15 protein-coding genes are annotated in these 16,973 nt (G+C 65.0%); 5 read left to right on the top strand and 10 right to left on the bottom strand.

All coding sequences use genetic code 11. The annotated features are described in order from the left end of the window. Positions 1–301: 301 nt before the first annotated feature. From KVT32_RS12280 to KVT32_RS12270, 3 genes are read right to left on the bottom strand one after another with little or no spacing between them, the layout of a single operon-like run. Positions 302–847: a GAF domain-containing protein gene (locus KVT32_RS12280; protein ID WP_056324802.1), complete on the bottom strand. Its 546-nt coding sequence runs from the start codon at positions 845–847 to the stop codon at positions 302–304. Further along, on the bottom strand, positions 844–2,205 hold the full coding sequence (locus tag KVT32_RS12275) for an MFS transporter (RefSeq protein WP_217618274.1): 1,362 nt from the start codon (positions 2,203–2,205) through the stop codon (positions 844–846). The genes KVT32_RS12280 and KVT32_RS12275 overlap by 4 nt, the downstream gene beginning before the upstream one ends. Before the next feature lie 36 nt (positions 2,206–2,241). After that, a complete protein-coding gene (locus tag KVT32_RS12270; protein WP_217618273.1) occupies positions 2,242–3,471 on the bottom strand; it encodes an amidohydrolase family protein in 1,230 nt (409 codons plus the stop codon). A 146-nt stretch (positions 3,472–3,617) separates the two neighbouring features. On the opposite strand from KVT32_RS12270, the gene KVT32_RS12265 reads away from it, so the two are divergent. After that, positions 3,618–4,634: a LysR substrate-binding domain-containing protein gene (locus KVT32_RS12265; RefSeq protein WP_217618272.1), complete on the top strand. Its 1,017-nt coding sequence runs from the start codon at positions 3,618–3,620 to the stop codon at positions 4,632–4,634. Between the two features lie 32 nt (positions 4,635–4,666). Here KVT32_RS12265 and KVT32_RS12260 read toward each other — a convergent pair whose 3' ends face one another. Further along, positions 4,667–5,869, bottom strand: coding sequence for a pyridoxal phosphate-dependent aminotransferase (locus KVT32_RS12260; RefSeq protein ID WP_217618271.1), 1,203 nt, complete (start codon positions 5,867–5,869; stop codon positions 4,667–4,669). A gap of 60 nt (positions 5,870–5,929) precedes the next feature. After that, positions 5,930–6,904, bottom strand: a complete 975-nt coding sequence (locus KVT32_RS12255) for a D-2-hydroxyacid dehydrogenase (RefSeq protein ID WP_217618270.1) — start codon at positions 6,902–6,904, stop codon at positions 5,930–5,932. Here KVT32_RS12255 and KVT32_RS12250 point away from each other — a divergent pair, their 5' ends adjacent. Beyond that, on the top strand, positions 6,905–8,068 hold the full coding sequence (locus KVT32_RS12250; RefSeq protein WP_371825583.1) for a LysR family transcriptional regulator: 1,164 nt from the start codon (positions 6,905–6,907) through the stop codon (positions 8,066–8,068). An 18-nt stretch (positions 8,069–8,086) separates the two neighbouring features. On the opposite strand, the gene KVT32_RS12245 is transcribed toward KVT32_RS12250, so the two are convergent. The 3 genes from KVT32_RS12245 to KVT32_RS12235 form a co-directional block, all read right to left on the bottom strand. Further along, positions 8,087–9,061 (bottom strand): tripartite tricarboxylate transporter substrate binding protein, encoded by a 975-nt coding sequence (locus KVT32_RS12245; protein WP_217618269.1) that lies wholly within the window; start codon positions 9,059–9,061, stop codon positions 8,087–8,089. Positions 9,062–9,194: 133 nt separating this feature from the next. Further along, positions 9,195–10,910, bottom strand: coding sequence for an amidohydrolase family protein (locus KVT32_RS12240; protein ID WP_152382737.1), 1,716 nt, complete (start codon positions 10,908–10,910; stop codon positions 9,195–9,197). Positions 10,911–10,943: 33 nt separating this feature from the next. Continuing rightward, the gene (locus KVT32_RS12235; RefSeq protein ID WP_217618268.1) at positions 10,944–11,948 is read right to left on the bottom strand and encodes a tripartite tricarboxylate transporter substrate binding protein; all 1,005 of its coding nucleotides are present in this window, start codon (positions 11,946–11,948) and stop codon (positions 10,944–10,946) included. 166 nt (positions 11,949–12,114) lie between these two features. On the opposite strand from KVT32_RS12235, the gene KVT32_RS12230 reads away from it, so the two are divergent. Then, complete coding sequence (locus KVT32_RS12230; RefSeq protein WP_175156174.1) at positions 12,115–13,095, top strand: LysR family transcriptional regulator; 981 nt, start codon at positions 12,115–12,117, stop codon at positions 13,093–13,095. Between the two features lie 22 nt (positions 13,096–13,117). On the opposite strand, the gene KVT32_RS12225 is transcribed toward KVT32_RS12230, so the two are convergent. Both KVT32_RS12225 and KVT32_RS12220 read right to left on the bottom strand, forming a co-directional pair. Then, positions 13,118–13,339, bottom strand: a complete 222-nt coding sequence (locus tag KVT32_RS12225; RefSeq protein WP_175156175.1) for a hypothetical protein — start codon at positions 13,337–13,339, stop codon at positions 13,118–13,120. An 89-nt stretch (positions 13,340–13,428) separates the two neighbouring features. Next, positions 13,429–14,553: an FUSC family protein gene (locus KVT32_RS12220; protein ID WP_217618267.1), complete on the bottom strand. Its 1,125-nt coding sequence runs from the start codon at positions 14,551–14,553 to the stop codon at positions 13,429–13,431. 209 nt (positions 14,554–14,762) lie between these two features. Here KVT32_RS12220 and KVT32_RS12215 point away from each other — a divergent pair, with 209 nt between their 5' ends. Further along, a complete protein-coding gene (locus tag KVT32_RS12215; protein ID WP_056324770.1) occupies positions 14,763–15,779 on the top strand; it encodes an amino acid ABC transporter substrate-binding protein in 1,017 nt (338 codons plus the stop codon). A gap of 165 nt (positions 15,780–15,944) precedes the next feature. Then, positions 15,945–16,943 carry a tripartite tricarboxylate transporter substrate binding protein gene (locus tag KVT32_RS12210; RefSeq protein ID WP_254636860.1) on the top strand — a complete coding sequence of 333 codons (999 nt, stop codon included), beginning with the start codon at positions 15,945–15,947 and terminating at the stop codon, positions 16,941–16,943. Positions 16,944–16,973 lie beyond the last annotated feature (30 nt).

Raw genomic sequence — 16,973 nt, 5'->3', positions numbered from 1 at the left:
TCCGTAACCCGTGCGCGGCCTCGGAGATGCGAAAAGCCAGATGCCAGCCAAGTGCAGCAACGCCGAACCGCCACGAAAAAAAGCGACCATTCTCTTGACGTCGCGCAAGCTCGCACATCGAAAGACTTCTAAAGCTCGCTCCCCCTCTTGCAAAAACGCGGTAACACGCAACAATTCAGACCAGTTCCCGCAACAATGTGCAAAACCGGGGCCGTCCCTATTTCCGGACGAAAAAAGGGCCGCTTCGAAAGCGGCCCGTAAACATCGTCCCGCACCGGGACCGATACTCAAATTACGCAATTCACACGCTGTCCAACGCGGACCGGTCCACGCTTGCCGCCGCGGACGCCGCGTCCTGCATCGCTTCGATGAACACGGGCGCGCACAACCCAGCCACGACCGCCGCCAGATCCGGATCGATATCGTCATAGGCATGACGCGCGGCCAGCATGTTCAGCGAGCCGATCACCCGCCCCGCGTGCCGCACCGGGATGTTGAACGCCGACTGCAGCCCGCGCTCGATCAGCATCGGCGCTTCGGAGAAAACGGTACGCACGTCGTCTTCGTTGCTGGCGACATACAGGCGCCCTTCTTCCAGTACCAGCCGGGACCACGGGCCGTTGCCGGTGGCCTTGAAGCCGCCGAGCGGACTGATGGTGTCGTCCGACGTGTGCAGACGCTTCATCAGCTTGTGGTCCTGCAAGTACAGCAGCGCCGTGAACAGCTTGTGGCCAAAGCAGTCTTGCAGCAGGTTGGAGATCACGCCCCACTGCGCCTGCCGGTCGCCGGCCAGCGCCAGATCGCGGGCGTGGCCAGCCAACGCGTTGAATGCGGAGGCCTTGGTCATGCGTTGATTTCCTCGAGCACGACGCCACGCGTGTTCTTGCCGTAGAACAGGATGCCCAGGCCGCCGACCAGCAGGATCGCGGTCATCATGGCAAACACGCCGGCAAAGCCCAGGACCGGATACGCCACGCCAACGATGGTGGGCGATGCAATGGAGCCGATGCGGGCAAAGGCGGAGGCCGCGCCCATGCCGGTCGCGCGGATCGACGTGGGATAGATTTCGGCGGTGTAGGTGTATTGACCGGCGATCACACCGTTCATGCCGAAGGACAGCAGCATGCTCAGCATGATGATCTGATGCTCGCCGCTAGCCAGCGCCAGGCCCAGCGCCGACAGGCACGACAGCAGCATGTACGCCAGGATCGTGTACTTGCGGCCGATCTTGTCGTTGAAGTACGCGGCCGAGAAGTAGCCCGGGATCTGCGACAGGTAGATCAGGATCGTGTACGAGAAGCTTTTGGTGATGGTGAAGCCGCGCTCGACGAGCAGGCTGGGGATCCACACCAGGAAGGCGTAGTAGCAGAACAGCACGGTGATCCAGAACACCCACACCAGCGCGGTGGTGCCCAGGTATTGCTTGGAGAACAGCGACGCCAGCTTGGCCATGGCGGTCTGCTGGTCAGCGGGCGAGGACGCAGCCTTGCGCGTGGCGACAGGCGTGGGCAGCGGGCGGCCGGTGCTTTGCAGCACTTCGGCTTCGATGGCTTCGCAGATGCGGTTGGCCTCGGAAGTCTGGCCGGTGTGCTCAAGCCAGCGGGGCGACTCGAACAGCGACTTGCGCCACCACAGCAGGAACACGACCGGCACCGAAGCGATGATCATGATGTAGCGCCAGCCGTCGTCGCTCATCGGCACGATGAAGTAGCCCAGCAGCGCCGACATGACGAAGCCGAACGAGAAGAAGCCCGCCAGCGCGCCGGTGAACCGGCCTCGGTACTTGCTGCTGACGAACTCGGCCAGGTACGGCGCGATGATGGCGCCTTCCGCGCCCATGCCGATGCCGATGCCGGCGATCATGCGCAGGATGTAGAACTCGTGATAGTTGCGTGCAAAGGCGTTGACGAACGTGGCGACGCAGAACAGCAGCAGCGCCCACATCATGATCTTCTTGCGGCCGTAGCGGTCGCCCAGGATGCCGGAGAACAGCGCGCCGACCAGGAAGCCGACGTACGTGCTGCTGGCGATCCAGCCGATCTGGCCGGTGGTCAGGCCCCACTGCGTGCGCAGCGAGGGAATGATGAAGGCGATGATGCCGGCGTCCAGTGCTTCGAAGGCGAGCCCGAGGCCGCCGATCATCAGCAGCCGGAAATGAAAGCTGCTGAAGGGCAACCGCTCCAGGCGGTCGGATACGGAAAACATGATGGGGAAGTTCCGGAGATAAAAGGAAGGGGACCGTCAGCAGGCGTTCTTGTGCAGCAGGCCGCGGTTCATGATGAGCTTGATCAAATCGGGCTTGGTCAGCAGTTCGATGTCGTCCAGCGGATTGCCATCGATCAGCAGCAGATCGGCGTAGGCGCCTTCGCACACTTCGCCCAGGAGGCCTTCCTGGTTCAGGATCTCGGCGCCGATCAGCGTCGCCTGCTGGATGACCTTGGCATTGCCCAGCACGCGGCTGCGCAGCACCAGTTCGTCGGACTGCATGTAGTGGGTTTCGCCCAGCAGGTCGCTGCCGTAGCCCATCTTCACGCCGACTTCGTCCAGGATCTCCAGCGCGGTCAGGCCTTGCGTGCGCACGGTGGCGATCTTCTTGACCGAGTCCAGCGGCAGGCCATAGCGCTCGCCATCGTTGGCCAGGCCTTCGTAGGTGATCAGCGTGGGCACCATGTAGGCGTCATGTTCCTTCATGACCTCGGCGGCCTCGCGGTCGACGAGGTTGCCGTGCTCGATGGTGCGCACGCCGCACCGCACGGCGCGGGTGATGGCGCGCGGGGTGTAGGCGTGAGCCATCACGTAGGTATTGGCGTTATTGGCCTCTTCGACGATGGCGATGAGCTCGGCTTCGGAGAAGCCCAGGTTCTGGATGGGGTCGTTGGGCGAGGCCACGCCGCCAGACGCCATGACCTTGATCTGCGTGGCGCCCTTCAGGATTTCCTCGCGCACGGCCAGGCGGCAGTTGTCCACGCCGTCGACCACGCGCCCGATGTTGCCGATCTTGACCGAGCACGGGCACGGATCGAGCTCGTCGTTGCGCTGGCGGAAGTCGCCGTGGCCGCCGGTCTGGGACAGAGCCTTGCCCGAGCAGAAGAGACGCGGGCCGTCGATGGTGCCGTCCAGCACCGCCTGCGCCAGCGCCCAGTCCGCGCCGCCCGCGTCGCGCACGGACGTGAAGCCGCGGTCCAGCATGCCCTGCATGATGGGCAGCGCGCGCAGCAGCGCCAGCGCGTTGGGCAGGGCCGCCACGCGGCCCAGGTTGAACGACGACGCCACGACGTGCACGTGGCAGTCGATCATGCCGGGCATCAGGGTCATGCCCTTGGCGTCCACCACCTGTGCATCCGCGGCAGCCGGTTCATCGGCGCCAATGCGGGTGATCACGCCATCCTCGACCAGCACGGTCGCGGCGGCTTCAAGGGCCAAGGTTCGGGTATTGAGGATCCTGCAATTCTTGATGACAACCGGCTTCATAAATCGACCACGTAAACAGTTCAAAACGCCGGGAAATCACGGCATGCCGAACTCTACCGGTACAATTCGGGGGTCCGCTACCGGGTCTCCCCCTATGCGTTCGACACAAATTTGAACAGCCTTATGAGCATTACTCATACCCCCCTATGAGACGTCGCTGCCCCACCCTTTCTGAGTTAAACGCATTCTCCGCGGCGGCCCGGCACTTGTCGTTTTCCAAGGCGGGAAAGGAACTGTTCGTCACGCAAAGCGCCATCAGCCGGCATATCGCCACGCTGGAAAGCTACCTGGGACACGCGCTGTTCATCCGGGGCACCAACGGGCTGCAGCTCACCCGCATGGGCGCCACCTATCTCAGCCTGATCCGGCCGGCCCTGCATACGCTGGAAAGCGCCACGTCGCAGGTCATGGCGACGCAGCAGTCGGCAAAATCCCTGAACGTATCGGCCGCGCCCACCTTTGCGGCGCAATGGCTGTTTCCGCGATTGAAGACGTTCCGCGAGGTCAACCCGGACATTTCCATCAATTTCGTGCGCTACAGCGTGGCGGATTACAAAAGCACCGAGCTCGATTTCGATGCGTCGATCCAATATGGGTATGGCGATTGGCACGATGGCGACGCCAAATACCTGACGGGCCGTGAAACCCGTCTGGTGTGCTCGCGGGAATATCTGGATCAGCACCCCATCGGCAGTCTCGAAGACATCAAGCAATGCACGCTGCTGCAGCACATCGAGATTCCGCTGTCCTGGGAATATTGGTTCTCGACCTACCTGGGCGATTATGACCGCGCACGGTTCGGCCCGGGCTTCAATCTGTTTTCGATGATTATCCAGGCCGCGTCTTCCGGCTTTGGCGTGGCGCTAATGCCGCATTGCCTGATCGAAAAGGAACTGGCCACAGGGCAACTGGTGGACATTTTCGACCGGACTTTTGAAAGCCCGCTTGGCTATTATCTTTGCGCGCCGAACTGGCGCAGCAACATGGAAAGCTACGAACGGCTGAGCCAGTGGCTGGCGCACGAGTGTTTTCACGGCGGGCACGGCGGCGATGCCGCCCTGCCCACTGACGTGCGTCCCGCGCCGGGAAAGCCGGCTGCTGAACGGATGGCGCCCGCGCAGCCCGGTGAATCCGACTGCCCGTATTGCGGGGCGGCAGCCTAATCGTCCGGCGCAAACGCCCGCCCCAACCGCCTTTATCCCAGCTTCGCGCAAGCGCGCTTGATGCGCGCGCAGCCCTCTTCCAACTGTTCCATCGACGCCGCGTACGAGATCCGGAAGAACGGCGACACCCCGTACGCCGCGCCTTGCAGCACCGCCAGGTTCTCCTCGTCGAGCAGGTACATGATGAAGTCCTCGTCGGTCTTCAATTGCTTGCCCGCGGGCGTCGTCCTGCCCAGCAGCCCCTCGCAGGACGGAAACACGTAGAACGCGCCTTCCGGCATGTGGCAGTCGATGCCGTCGATGCGGTTCAAGCTGGCCACGATCATGTCGCGGCGCGTCTGGAAGATGCGGGTTCGTTCGGCCATGAAATCCTGCGGGCCGGACAGCGCTTCCTGCGCGGCCGCCTGGCTGATCGAAGACGGGTTGGACGTGCTCTGCGACTGCAGCTTGGTCATCGCCTTGATCAGGTCGGTCGGCGCCGCCCCGTAACCGATACGCCAGCCGGTCATCGCATAGGCCTTGGACACGCCGTTGATGGTGAGCGTGCGCGCCTTCAAGTCGGGGGCCACCTGCGCCAGGGTGGCGAACTGCCGGCCGTCGTACAGGATGTGTTCGTAGATGTCGTCAGACATCAACCAGACATGCGGATGGCGCCGCAGCACTTCGGCCAGCGCCAGCAGCTCTTCGCGCGAATAGGCCGCGCCGCTGGGGTTGTTGGGACCGTTCAGGATCACCCAGCGTGTGCGGGGCGTGATCGCCTTGTCCAGGTCGGCGGGCTGCAGCTTGAATCCCTGCGCGGGCGGGCAGGCCACGAAGACCGGCGTGCCGCCCGCCAGCAGCACGATGTCGGGATACGACACCCAGTACGGGGTCGGCACGATCACCTCGTCGCCCTCGTCGACGGTGGCGAGCAGCGCGTTGAAGATGATCTGCTTGCCGCCGTTGCCGACGATGATTTCGCTGGCGGCGTAGTCCAGGCCGTTGTCGCGGCGGAATTTCTCGCGGATCGCGGCCTTGAGCTCGGGTGTGCCGCCCACGTCGGTGTACTTGGTGCGCGACTGCGCCATCGCGCGCACAACCGCCTGCGTGACGTTGTCGGGCGTATCGAAGTCGGGCTCGCCGGCCGTCAGCGCGACGATATCGCGGCCGGTGGCGCGAAGTTCACGGGCCCGCTGGCCCGCCATCGAGCTGGGCGAGGGTTTGATGCGCTGGATGCGCGCGGCGGTCTGGATCATGGAAGGTCCTGGAATTGACGGGTTGCAAGCAGGTGAGGTGCGGGTGCAATCAGGCTGGCGTTACTGCCGCCACTGCCGCAGGTAATCAAGAAAGATCCGGTCCACGCGCGCCTCGTTGCCATCCGAGTGGCCTGCCGAATGCGGCGTGACGAATGCGTTGGGCAGCGTCCATAGCGGCGATTCGGCATCCAGCGGTTCGTGTTCGAACACGTCCAGATACGCGCCTGCCAGCGTCTTTGCGCGCAGGGCGTCGATCAGATCGGCTTCCGCCACGATCTCGCCGCGCGCCACGTTGACGAGCCGGGCATGCGGCGCCATGGCGGCGAGCACACGCGCGTCTACCAGCCCGCGTGTGCGATCGCTTAAAGGACAGGCCAACACCAGCCAGTCGGCGCGTCCGGCGATGCGTGCCAGATCCTCGAACGCATAGGTTTCGACGCCATCGGCGGGCGGCGTGGCCGCGCTGCGCACGGCGATGACGTTCAGGCCCAACACCCGCAGATACCCGGCTAGCGTCTGGCCGATCGGTCCCCACCCCACGATCACGGCGGTCTGCCCGGCCAGGTCGCGCGGCAGCAATCTGCCGATCAGTGGCGTCCACGTGCGCGCCCGCTGCGCGTCGAACAGGCGGGGAAACTCGCGGGCCAGCGACAGGATCGCGGCCAGCGCCGTCTGCGCCACCACCTGCGCATTGGCCCCGGACGACGTCGTGACGCGCACGCCGCGCGCCTTCAGTTCGCCAAAGATCGGGCGGTCGGCGCCCGCCGAATGCACGTGCACCCAGGCCAGCTTCGGCGACCGGCGCAGCGTGACGTAAAACGCCTCCAGGGGTTCCAGGACGCGATGCTTGGTCGACAGGCCCGTCACGTCGCGCGAGATGAAGGCGGCATCCACATCCGCCGGCTCGTTGCCGTGCGTCTGGGCCGCAATGACGGCCTCGAAGGGGCGCCCGTCCAGGGCCTGGCTGATAGCGTCGCCGATCCGGTCCCGCGTCGATGCGGACATGAGGATGCGCAAGGGTTGTGGTGTGCTCATGTGGGCAATACGCCTGCAGCGCTCATTTCAGTTCGCTCCCTGTTGCGTGCGGTGGAGACGGCGCGATGCGCCAGATCGAAGGAAATTCTAGAGCGCGGTTTTCTTCACTACAAATTGTTGGTTTTTGCTTATTATTCGGTTTCACCAATATATGAAACGGTGGGCAGCATGACGGCCAAACGCAGCATCACCCTGCGGCACTTTCGCAGTTTCGTCGCCGTGGCCAACACGGGTTCGTTCACCGTGGCGGCCTCGCAGCTGTTCCTGACCCAGTCTTCGCTGACGGCGACAATCCAGCAGTTCGAGGACGCGGTCGGCGTCAAGCTGTTTGACCGCAGCACACGGCGCGTGGCGATGACGCCGGAGGCCGCGCGCTTCAAGGCCGAGGCCGAGCGCATCCTCAGCCAGTTCGACGGCGCCTTGAGCGACCTGGAAGCATTGTCGCAAGGCCGTCAGGGGCATGTGCGGATCGCGGTGGTGGCGTCGGTCACCAACTACTTCCTGGGCGATGCCATCGCGGCGTTCCGCCAGGCTTATCCCAAGATCACGTTCTCGTTGCACGACGCCGGCTCGGAACAGGTGGAAAAGATGATAGCCAACGGCGACATCGATTTTGCGATTTCGACGTCGCATCATGGCTTTGACGAGCTGGTCTACACGCCGCTGTTCGAGGACCGCTACGGCGTGATCTGCGCGGCGTCCTATCCGTACGCGCAAGGCGCTAAGCCCTTGAAGTGGGCTGATCTGGATCCGGCGGAATATGTGGGGTTTACCGAGGACACGGGCATCGGGGCGTTCCTGCGCGCGCATGCCGGCAAGCCTGGGTTTTTTGAGCAGCAGCACGACGAAGTGTCGCGGACGTCGTCGCTACACGCCGTGCTGCGCGGCGGCGGGCGCTACTCGATTCTGCCGGCGCTGGCGGCAAGTTCCATCGCGCCGCCGCAGACGCGGGGGACCGAACCGGGGACGTTCGTGTTTCGGGAATTGAGTTCGCCCCGGTTGTCGCGCGAGGTCTGTCTGATTACGCGGCGGCTGCGGTCGCTGTCGGCAAGTTCGGAGCTGTTCCTGCAGTACATGCGGGACGTGATCAACGAAAAGCCGGTGCCGGCGGGGGTGAAGGTGTCGGGGAAAAGGACCAGGAAGGCGGCGTCTGCCGGTGTCTGACACCTGCGCCGCCGGTGGCTACTGCACCGCGATCTTCGCTTCCTTTACCAGCTTGCCCCATTTGGCGCGTTCGGCTTCGATGTGCGCGGTGAAGTCCTGGGGCGAGCCGCCCGTGGCCTGCGCACCCAGTTCGGTGAGCTTCTTGCGCACGGCCTCGTCGGCCAGGATCGCGTTGACCTCCTTGTTGAGCCGGTCCACCACGGCCTGCGGCGTGCCGGCGGGTGCGACCACGCCGGTCCAGGACAGGGACTCGTATCCCTTCAGGCCGGCCTCGGTCAACGGCGGAATCCCCGGCAGCACCGACAGCGGCGTGGTGCTGGTGACGGCCAGGGCCTTGACCTTGCCGGATTGCGCCAGCGGCACCGCCGACGGCGCGTTGTCGAAGATCATGTTGATCTGGCCGCCGACCAGGTCCACCAGCGCCTGGCCGCTGCCCTTGTACGGCACGTGCATCAGGTCCACGCCCGCCATGTTCTTGAACAATTCGCCCGACAGGTGCGTGGAGCTGCCCGCGCCCGAGGACGCAAAGGAATACTTGCCGGGGTTGGCCTTGGCCAGCTTGATCAGGTCGTCCACACTGGACACTGGCATGTCGTTGTTCACGATCAGCACGTTGCTGATGGACGCGGTGTACACCACGGGCTTCAGGTCGCGGTCGGCCTTGTAGCCCGGGTTGTTGTAGAGGAACTCGTTGATGGCCAGGATGCCCGTCGTCCCAAAGAGCAGCGTCTGGCCATCGGGCGCGGACTTGGCCACCATGGCCGCGCCGATGTTGCCGCCCGCGCCCGAGCGGTTTTCGACCACCACCGGCTGCTTGAGCGCCACCGCCAGCCGCTCGGCCAGGAGCCGTCCGATCACGTCCGTCGACCCGCCGGGCGCGAAAGGCACGACCAGCGTGACCGGGCCCTTCGGATAGGCGGTTTGCGCGCCCGAGGCCGTGGCCACGCAGGACAGCACGGCCAGCGCCGCGCCGGCCAGTTTCCACTTCTTCATTTTTTTTCCCCTTGATTTTTGGGTTGCTGGTGAAGCAACCCTGCCGATCATAGGGAGCGCAATCCTGCGCCACAAATGAGAAATTCCAGTGGATTAATCGGTGCAATCAATATATTCGGGAATGCCCGGATGCTTAGCCGCGTTGCGGTCCGGCGCCGCGCAGCAGTTTGCCTGGCAGCTCGCCCGTGGCCTGTCCGCGTTCGAAGATCGGCAGGCCGTTGACCAGCGTGGCCGCGTAACCATCGGCACGCTGCACCAGCCTGCGCCCGCCGCCCGGCAGGTCAAAGACCATTTCCGGACAGTGGACCTTCAGCGCATCGGGATCGATGACGTTGATGTCGGCCTTGAACCCCGGCTGCAACAGCCCGCGGTCGTGCAAGCCATACACCAGCGCGGTATCGCGGGTTTGCCGGCGCACCACGTGTTCCAGCGGCAATAGCGGGCCGCGGCGGCGGTCGCGCGTCCAGTGGCTGAGCATGAAGGTCGGCATGCTGACATCGCAGATGTAGCCGCAATGCGCCCCGCCGTCGGACAGGCTGTTCACGGTATTGGCGTGCTGCATCAACTGGTGCAGGTGATCCAGGTTCTCATAGGAGTAGTTGAAGGACGGGTAATAAAGAATCGCCCGGCCGTCATTCTCCAGCATCAGGTCGTACACCAGCTCCAGCGGCGGGCGCCCGGTGCGCGCCGCCATGGCCGCCACGCTGTCTTCGGGCAGCGGTTCGTAGTCGGGATCCTGGCCCAACCGGTAGATCTTGTGGAAGCTGCTGAATAGCGTTTCGGCCCGGCGGTCCAGCAGGCCGCGCTGCTCGCTCATGATCTTCTGGCGGACCTGCGGATCGCGCAGCTGCGCGAGCTTTTCCGGCAGGGGCAGCGCGTGCAGCGCCTGATAGGTCGGATGGGCAATGAAGGGGTGCAGCGAGCTCTGCCAGGAGAACAGGATGCCGAGCGGCCGGCCGCTGATGCCGGCCATGAGCGGCACGCCTTCGTCGCGCGCCTTGTCCAGCGTGCGCACGATCTGCTTCCAGACGTCTGGCGCGCCGTCGGTCTGCTGAAGGTTGAACAGCACCGGCAGACGATTGTGGCGGGCAAGCTGTTCCAGCCAGGGGATCTCGCCTTCCATCGCGGGATGGTTGGCCGTCATCTGGAACACGCCGTGGCCGACCTCGCCCATGACCGATCCCAGCGCGCTGATCTCTTCGCCGGTGGCGAACGTGCCCGGGGGATACTTGCGCTCGTCGTACTTGTGCAGGAAGGTCCGCGACGTCGAAAAGCCGACCGCGCCTGCCTGCAAGGCGGCCCGCACGACCTCGCGCATGGCCAGCAGGTCCGCGGGAGACGCCTCGTCGTGATGAATGGCGCGATCGCCCATCACGTATGCGCGCACCGCGCTGTGCGGAATCTGCGCGCCGATGTCCAGCGCCTTGGGCCGCCGGTCCAGCGCGTCCAGGTACTCGGGGAACGTCTCCCAGTCCCATTCGATGCCTTCCGACAGTACCGAGCCCGGAATGTCCTCGACGCCTTCCATCACCTTGATCAGCCATTCGCGCCGGTCGGGCTTGACCGGCGCAAAGCCCACGCCGCAGTTGCCCATGATGGCGGTGGTGACGCCATGCCATGTCGACGGACTGAGATACGGATCCCATGTCGCCTGGCCGTCGTAATGGGTATGGATGTCGACCCACCCCGGCGTCACCAACGCGCCCGCCGCGTCGATTTCTCGCCGCGCCGCGCCCGCCTTGCCGCCGGCCTGGACGATCGTGCCGCCGTCGATGGCCAGGTCGCCCACCCGGGCGCTGGCGCCCGAACCGTCCACCAGCGTGCCGCCGCGTATCACTACATCGTGCATCGTTGTCTCCCGGGGCCCGTGGGCCCGTCAGCCTTATTCCAATACCAGCCCGATCCGGCGGATCACGTCGCCCCACCGCGCGCTGTCGCGCTGCACGATGGCCGAGAACTCCTTTGGCCCCGCACCACTGACCTCATTGCCCTGCGACAGGATGGTCTGGGTGATCTCCGGGGTCTCCAGCGCGGCGCGAAACACCTGGGCGACGCGCTCGGCCAGTGCGGGCGGCATGTCGCCCGGACCGAAGATGCCTTGCCAGCCCACGATGTTCAGTCCCTCGATCCCCTGCTCTTCCAGCGTGGGCAGTTCTGGCAGCACGCTCAGGCGCCGGTCCGTGGGCGGGCCCAGCAGCTTGACCTTGCCGGCACGCGCGTTCTCGACCGCTGTGGCGGTGCCATCGAAGTAAACCTGCACGTCGCCCGCCAAGAGCGCGCGGCTGGCGTCGGCGGTGCCTTTGTAGGGCACGTGGACGATGTCGGTGCCCGTCTTCATCTTGAGGATCTCGCCATTCAGGTGCGAGGTTGATCCGGCGCTGTACGAGGCGTAGTTGAGCTTTCCAGGATTTGCCTTGGCGTAGGCGATCAGCTCGGCTGTCGTGGAGAACGGCGCGTTGTTGTTGGCGACCAGCACGGTGGCCGATCTGACCGCCTGCAACACCGGCGTGAAGTCCTTGACCGGGTCGTACGGCAGCTTTTTGTAGAGGTGCGGATTCTGCGTGTGCGTGACCACGATGGTGTACAGCAGCGTATAGCCGTCCGGCTTGGCGCGCGCCACGTCCTGCGCGCCGATCATCGTGCCCGCGCCCGGCTTGTTGTCGATGATGACGGAGGCGCCTGTCTGCTGCGATACCTTGGCCGCCAGCATGCGCGCCAGCGAATCCGACCCCGACCCCGCCGGGAACGGCACAACCATGCGTATCGGCTTGCCCGCGGCGGGCCAGGCGTCGGGTTGCGGGGATGGCGCCGCGACGGCGGCCGTACAGGCCAGCATGCTCAGCGCGGCGGCCCAGCCCGCCAGATGGAAGATCGGCTTGCGGTTCATGTTGTCTCCTCCTGCGAGGTTGGCGTGTCGCGGGGCCGCGCAGCGCTCTGTGTCGTGTTTTCCCGGGTTCTTGCAGCGTTTTCACCGACCCGTGGTCAAGCTGTTTTAGTCTTGCAATTGACTCGAATCAATTGCATATTTGGCGCAATTCCGATGAGAAAAATACATGGGCCTGACGATCCGTTCGCTCCAGCACTTTTCCGTCCTTGCCGAAGAGCGGCACTTCTCTCGGGCGGCCCAGCGGCTGCATCTGACGCAGTCGGCGCTGACGCGCAGCATCCAGTCCCTTGAAGAGACGCTGGGCCTGGTGCTGGTGGATCGCGCGTCGATCGGCGTGACGCCGACGCAGGCGGGAAAAATGGTTCTCGATCGTTCGCGCCGCATCCTGGGCGATGTCCTCGCCCTTCGGCGCGAGGCCGAATTGCTGAGGGGCCACGACACGGGACGCGTGAGCTTCGGCGTCGGGGCCTTTCCGGCGGCGGGGTTTCTGTCGCCGCTGCTGGTCCGCCTGGCGCACGACCATCCCGGCCTGAGCGTGCATGTCGAGATCGAAAGCTGGCAGCGCCTGCTCGACAAGCTGTTGCAGGACAAGCTGGACTTTGCCGTGGCGGTGACGCACAGCCTGCCGCCGCCGGCCGACTTCATCGTGCGTGCGCTGCCGCCGCAGCACGGCGGCCTTTTCGTGCGGGCCGGGCATCCGCTGCAATCGGTGCGAAAACCCAAGCTGCGCGCCGCCTTGGCGCAATATCGCCTGGCCGCCACCGACCTGCCGCAGCGGGCGCGGGAGTATCTGGCCAAGCTGTATCAGGTGGCCGGCGTGGATGAACTGCCGATTGCGTTTGAATGCGACAGCGTCAGCGCGCTGCGCGACGTAGCCGTGGGAAGCGACGTGGTGCTGTTCTGCACGCGCGAGGCCATCGTCGCCGAACTGGCGCAAGGATCGCTCGTGCCGTTGCCGCTGCCCTACCCGGCGTCAGGTCCGCTGACCTACAGCGTCATCCATCGCGCCCGGCGCAGCTTGTCGCCTACGGCGGAACGGATCATCACGTTGGTGCAGGCGTATCTGGCGGGCGACGGGGCTGATGATGCGGCGCCGCCGCGCGGGCGGCGGCGAAGTGCCGGCGCGAAATCCGCCGCGAAGGGCTGACACCCGCGCCGCGTCAAGACATTCAAGTCCCCGCGCCGGGTTCCTGTTCAAGCCGCTCCGCGGCTTCCTGCGCGGCGACGTCTTCCAGCTTGACCTGACGGGTGCTGCCATGCGTGGCGGCGCATTGGGCGGGATTCTGGGTGCTTTTGACGCACTCCGCGAATGCCAGCGCCGCGTCGACGGTCGCGAAGTGATACGAATGACCGTCGGCGAACGCGACCTTTCCTTCAACAGAACAATCCATGAGTGCCTCCAGGTTGCGCAAACACCCATCCTATCCGAGCCGGCGGGGAAAATCGACCGCCGCGGCGTCCAGCCGGCGCAGGGCGGCGGTCAACTCACCCGCCGCGGCAGCACCGCCCGCATCCAGCGCGACAGCGTCGGGCGGATGCGTTGGCTGTGCAGCAGCACGGCGCCGAGCACGCCGATGAATGCCCCGAGCGCCGTGTCCACGAAGCGCGCCTCGATCACATCGACGGGATAGCCCTGCCCCAGATGCGGCGCCTCGGCCAGGAAGATGGTCAAGGGCGTGATCAGCGCCACCGCGCTGGCGTAATGGCGCACCACCAGCGTTTCGATGCCGAACGACAGCGCCATCATCACCAGGCTCAGCGTCCAGACGTTGAGCGGCAGGCTGAGCAGCGCCCAGGCCACGCACAGGCCCACGGCGGTGCCCAGGATGCGGTGCATCTGCCGGCTCCACGCCGCGCGCAGGCTGGCGCCCTGGATGATCGCCAGGCAACTGACGGGGACCCAGTACGGCCGCTGCAGTTGCAGCAGTTCGGCCACCAGCAAGGAAATACCCACGAACAGCCCGATGATGACGGAGTCGTAAACAACGAAATCGAACGTGGGCTTGGGCAGTTCGACATGCGGCGGCGGCGGGGCCACGCGCGTCATGTGCAGCGAATACGCAAAGGCCACCAGGCAGGCGACCAGACAACCCAATGCCACCATGCCCACGCGCAGTGGCACGTCTTCGATGGTGCCCGGCGTGTAGGCGGCGATCGCCGTGGCCATGATGAAAAACAGGCTGCCCGGCGGGCCCAGGCGATAGCAGCGGCACACCATGTTCACCACCATCGCGATCAGCGTCAGCGCCGCGATCGTGGCGGTCGGCCAGAACTTCGTCAGCGCGCCCAGCGCGTAGCAGGCGACCATGCCGAAGGACGCCGCCAGCAGCATCATCATGCGGATCTGCAACGAGGCGTTGGGCAGGCTCAGGAACACCATCCCGCCCAGGCTGGACATCAGTCCGTAATCCATGCGCCCGAAATACGCGCCCACCATCAGCGGCAGACCCGACGACAGCGCGGCGGCCAGCGGCATTTCCCAGCGGCGGTCGCTGGCGGTGACCCGCGTCAGCTCGGTCCAAGTGCCGTGCAACTGGTCCTTGACGAAGGCGATCGGGCACCTGGGTCGGTCGTCTGGACCTGCGGGGTCGTCATGTCGATTCATAGGCTGGCGTGGCGGTGTGGCGTTTTCCGGCCGCTGGCGGCCTGGAAGCAGGCGGCAGGGCGGGCATGCCCGATTCTATCCCCATCAAATTCCGCCTCCCGGATTTAACGGGAATTCCCTGATTCTCCCTCCCGGACCCGCTGGTACTATGCGCCGCACTTCAGCCTTCGGCTGAACGATAAACATGCGCCACGCGGCGCGGAGACACCATGAAAGCACTCAAACTGGCTGCGGCAGGAACCGCCTTGTTCATTTCGTCCTGGACCGCCCACGCCGGCGCGACCTTCGAGGCGGTCAAGAGCAAGGGCTTTGTCCATTGCGGCGTATCCACGGGCGTCGCGGGCTTTTCCGTGAACGACAGCAAGGGCGGCTGGATCGGCCTGGACGTCGACCTGTGCCGCGCGCTGGCCATCGCCTTGTTCGGCGACGCCTCCAAGGCCAAGATCCAGGCGATCAGCGCGGTCCAGCGCTTTACCGCCCTGCAATCCGGCGAAGTCGATGTCCTGACCCGCAACACCACGCTCACCCTGACCCGCGACACGACGCTGGGCCTGATCGGCGTGGGCGTGAACTACTACGACAGCCAGGGCATCATGGTGAACAAGTCCCTGGGCGTGAAGAGCGCCAAGGAACTGGAAGGCGCCACCGTCTGCGTGCAGCCCGGCACCACCACCGAACTGAACCTCGCGGACTGGTTCCGCTCGCAGAACGTGAACTTCAAGCCGGTCGTCGTGGAGCGCCTGGACGAGATCATCCGCGCCTTCGCCGTGGGCCGCTGCGACGCCTTCACCGGCGACAAGTCGCAATTGGCCGCCGCGCGCAGCAACCTGGAGAATCCGGAAAAGTACGACATCCTGCCGGAGAACTTCTCCAAGGAACCGCTGGGCCCGATGGTTCGCCAGGGCGACGAGCAATGGTTCAACCTGGTCCGCTGGACCATGAACGCCATGCTGGAAGCCGAGGAATACGGCGTCACGTCCAAGAACGTGGACGAGATGTTGAAAAGCACCAACCCGAACATCCAGCGCCTCTTGGGCGTGACGCCGGGCATGGGAAAGAACTTGGGCGTCGATGACAAGTGGGCCTACAACATCATCAAGACCGTCGGCAATTACGGCGAGAGCTTCGAGAAGAACCTGGGCCCGAACAGCCCGCTGAAACTCGAGCGCGGGCTGAATGCGTCGTATCGCAACGGCGGGCTGATGTACGGCTGGCCGGTGCGCTGATAATCGGGCCGCAAGGCCCAAAACGACTTCCCTAGGGTAAGCCGCAATTTGCGTGCTCTCGCGTGGCCCGTACCGTACGAGAAATATGTTTATCGTACAAAGTCCGGATCACATTTTTGGAGCAGCACGTGAAGCAGTAGGTCTATAACCCAAGGGGAAGTCGTCATGAAACGTCGTAGTGCGTTGAAGCTGATGGGGGCCGCCGCCGGCCTGCACCTTACCGGCGCAAGCTGGGCACAGAGCGGGCCGTATCCGTCCCGCGTCATCAAGATCATCGTCTCTTCCACACCAGGCAGCGCCACCGACCTTGCAGGACGGCTGGTGGGCGACCTGCTCTACGCCAAGTACGGCCAGAGCGTGGTGATCGAAAACCGCGCCGGCGCGGGCGGGGTCATCGGCATGCAGGCGGCCGCTGCCTCACGGCCTGACGGCTACACCCTCACCACGGGGGGCCTGGGCCACAACGTACTGCCGCCCGCCACGCTGCGCGGCCTGCCGATCGACATCCCCACCGCCCTTCTACCCATCGCCCAGGTGGCCGAGTTCGTCAACGCCCTGGTCGTGCGCGTGGACCACCCCGCCAACACGGTGCCAGAACTGATCGAATACCTGCGTGCCACGAAGCGTAAACCGCTATATGGCAGCAACGGCGTCGGCAGTTCGTCGCAGATGACGGCCGAGCTCTTTGCCATGCGCACCGGCTTGAAGTTCGACCACGTGCCCTACAAGGGCGCCAGCGAGGCGCTGGTCGGAACGGCCAATGGCGACCTGGACCTCTGTTTCATGAACCTGCCGCCCACGCTGGCGATGGTGGACGGCAAGCGCCTGAAGGCCTTGGCGGTGACCAGCGCCTACCGCGCGCGCCAGCTGCCCAACGTGCCGACCATGCAGGAACAGGGCATGAAGGACTTCGACGTGACGAGCTGGCTGGGCATGTATGCGCCCGCGCAGGTCGATCCGGCGATCATTGCGCAGCTGTCCAACACCATCGTCACGGGACTGGCCGCTCCGGAATACCAGACCCGCATCATCAACGCCGGCTTCGAACCCAAGCTACGCGACGCGGCGCAGTTCCAGGCGTTCTCCAAGGCGGAACTGAAGCGCTGGACCGAGGTCGCGCAGCAGGCGGGGATCGTGGTGGATTACGGCGGGAAACAGGGATAAGGGGCATGGATAAGGGGCCGCCTCGGCGGC

It is taken from the genome of Achromobacter sp. GbtcB20 (genome assembly GCF_019091095.1).
Taxonomy (GTDB): Bacteria; Pseudomonadota; Gammaproteobacteria; order Burkholderiales; family Burkholderiaceae_B; genus Achromobacter; species Achromobacter mucicolens.
This window is presented reverse-complemented; position numbering and strand designations above follow the sequence as displayed.

What these genes read in the sequence shown, in the direction of transcription:
- KVT32_RS12260 (WP_217618271.1), bottom strand. Translation starts at nt 5,869, where the DNA reads ATGATCCAGACCGCCGCGCGCATCCAGCGCATCAAACCCTCGCCCAGC.
- KVT32_RS12220 (WP_217618267.1), bottom strand. Translation starts at nt 14,553, where the DNA reads ATGAATCGACATGACGACCCCGCAGGTCCAGACGACCGACCCAGGTGC.
- KVT32_RS12225 (WP_175156175.1), bottom strand. Translation starts at nt 13,339, where the DNA reads ATGGATTGTTCTGTTGAAGGAAAGGTCGCGTTCGCCGACGGTCATTCG.
- KVT32_RS12235 (WP_217618268.1), bottom strand. Translation starts at nt 11,948, where the DNA reads ATGAACCGCAAGCCGATCTTCCATCTGGCGGGCTGGGCCGCCGCGCTG.
- KVT32_RS12280 (WP_056324802.1), bottom strand. Translation starts at nt 847, where the DNA reads ATGACCAAGGCCTCCGCATTCAACGCGTTGGCTGGCCACGCCCGCGAT.
- KVT32_RS12245 (WP_217618269.1), bottom strand. Translation starts at nt 9,061, where the DNA reads ATGAAGAAGTGGAAACTGGCCGGCGCGGCGCTGGCCGTGCTGTCCTGC.
- KVT32_RS12215 (WP_056324770.1), top strand. Translation starts at nt 14,763, where the DNA reads ATGAAAGCACTCAAACTGGCTGCGGCAGGAACCGCCTTGTTCATTTCG.
- KVT32_RS12270 (WP_217618273.1), bottom strand. Translation starts at nt 3,471, where the DNA reads ATGAAGCCGGTTGTCATCAAGAATTGCAGGATCCTCAATACCCGAACC.
- KVT32_RS12255 (WP_217618270.1), bottom strand. Translation starts at nt 6,904, where the DNA reads ATGAGCACACCACAACCCTTGCGCATCCTCATGTCCGCATCGACGCGG.
- KVT32_RS12275 (WP_217618274.1), bottom strand. Translation starts at nt 2,205, where the DNA reads ATGTTTTCCGTATCCGACCGCCTGGAGCGGTTGCCCTTCAGCAGCTTT.
- KVT32_RS12230 (WP_175156174.1), top strand. Translation starts at nt 12,115, where the DNA reads ATGGGCCTGACGATCCGTTCGCTCCAGCACTTTTCCGTCCTTGCCGAA.
- KVT32_RS12265 (WP_217618272.1), top strand. Translation starts at nt 3,618, where the DNA reads ATGAGACGTCGCTGCCCCACCCTTTCTGAGTTAAACGCATTCTCCGCG.
- KVT32_RS12240 (WP_152382737.1), bottom strand. Translation starts at nt 10,910, where the DNA reads ATGCACGATGTAGTGATACGCGGCGGCACGCTGGTGGACGGTTCGGGC.
- KVT32_RS12210 (WP_254636860.1), top strand. Translation starts at nt 15,945, where the DNA reads ATGAAACGTCGTAGTGCGTTGAAGCTGATGGGGGCCGCCGCCGGCCTG.